Annotated in this window: 1 protein-coding gene; it reads right to left on the bottom strand. The window is 64.8% G+C overall.

Going from position 1 to position 1,885, the window contains the following annotated elements:
- Window positions 1-71: 71 nt before the first annotated feature.
- Window positions 72-1,469 carry a group II intron reverse transcriptase/maturase gene (gene ltrA, locus AC3WVS_RS31195; protein WP_492321728.1) on the bottom strand — a complete coding sequence of 466 codons (1,398 nt, stop codon included), beginning with the start codon at window positions 1,467-1,469 and terminating at the stop codon, window positions 72-74.
- Window positions 1,470-1,885 lie beyond the last annotated feature (416 nt).

The raw sequence follows: 1,885 nt of genomic DNA on the forward strand, positions 1-1,885 counted from the left end.
ATCGAGTCGGGTGAGGGGTCGCCCCCTCAGCCCGCTCACACCACCGTACGTGCGGTTCCGCATACGGCGGTTCACGAACGAGACTGCAAGCGCCGCTGAGTATCCAGCAGCGAGACCAGCCCCATGGCGTCGAAGTAGCTCTTTGGATAGGCTGCGCCCATGTGGCTGGCCCCGGCATTCCACCATGGGCCTTGCCCATTGCGGGCCGAGCGCCACGCGCGGTCCTCCGTTAAGCCCTGTCGACGCAGCATCACAGTGCGGGTAGCGCGGCTCTTGGCTTGCCGCCACATTACGCAGCGCAGCCGCCGCCGCACCCACCCGTCTAGTGTCTCCAACACGCCTTTCGCTTCCGTGTATTGGAAGTACCCAATCCACCCGCGCAGCACCGGATTCAGCACCGCTATCGTGTGAGCCGGGCTCCTTCCTCGCCCCTTACGCATCAGCTCCTTGATTCGCCCGGTCAGTCTTTGCAGACTCTCCGGGGCGATACGCAGCTTGGCCTGACGATGTGCGGTCACGCTGTAGCCCAGGAACTTGCGCACCCACGGGCGCCCGCACGTACTCTTGCCTTCGTTGACCTGCAGTTTCAGCCGTTCCGCAAGGAACGCCGTCATCCCAGCCAACAGCTTTTGCCCCGCCGCTTTGCTTCGGACGTAGATATTGCAGTCATCTGCGTAGCGACAGAACGACAGCCCCCGCTTCTCCAGTTCACGGTCCCAATCCGTCAGCAGGATGTTCGACAGCAGTGGCGACAGCGGTCCGCCCTGCGGCGTGCCCTGCCTCCTTGCCTCGACCACCCCGCCACGCATCAGCCCCGCTTCCAGATACCGCCGGATCAGCTTGAGCACCCGGGAATCCTTCACTTGTCGGGCCACCCGCGCCATCAGGATGTCGTGGTTGACCCGATCGAAGAACTTCTCCAGGTCAATGTCCACCACCCAGCGCCGGCCTTCCTGCACGTACCGCTGTGCCTGCAAGACCGCCTGCTGGGCGCTGCGCCCCGGCCGGAAGCCGTAGCTCGACTCGGAGAACCCCGGTTCGTAGATCGGTTGGAGAACTTGCAGCAGCGCCTGCTGGATCAGCCGGTCCACCACCGTCGGGATGCCCAGTGTTCTCACCCCGCCCGCGGGCTTGGGAATGTCCACCGCACGCACCGCTTGCGGGATGTACTGGCCGGCCAGCAACGCCGCCTTGACGCTCGGCCAACTCACCTTCAGCCAGTCCCGCAACGCCGTCACCTCCAGGGCATCCACCCCGGCCGCGCCGCCATTGCCGACCACCTTCCGGTACGCCAGCCGCATGTTGCTTCTCTCGACCACCGCCTCCATCAGCGATGGCGCCTGCGCTTTCGTTTGCCCAACAGCCGCCGTGCCAGCCTCCGCACCCCCATCGGCCCCAGGCAGGTTCCGCCCGCCTTCCTCCGCTGTGGGCTGCACTCGTTCGTGCATTTGGGCTTCGTCGGTAAGCATCGAGGTCTGTCGTCCTAATCGCGCTCGTTCGTGTTCGGCCCTTCAGCGCCAACTGCGCGCCTAATATAGCCTCTGCTGACTTCTGCACCGCCATCCCAGCGCCTCTCGACGCCGGTAGCACACCATGGCAGCAGTGCAGATCTCCCCGGGTATGACGCACCCACCTTCACGCTTATGCCTGTCGGATATACGCCGCATCGTTCCGTGCAAGTACTGGGCTTTGGCAATTTTGGCGGCCTCACCCCGCTGCGTCGCCTCGTATCCGCTTCCTGTTCGTCAGGCCAGCGCTTTGCCTCGGGCTTCCTTCAGACCCCCAGTCGCCCGGGGAACCCTTGCCTCTGGCTAACACTTCCCCTTGCCGGGTGTGTAGGGGACTTCCACCCCCAAGTAGGTGCGCCCTGCCGGGCGCACCAAAA

The organism is Cupriavidus sp. CPT47-8839-RL05A (assembly GCF_058792255.1).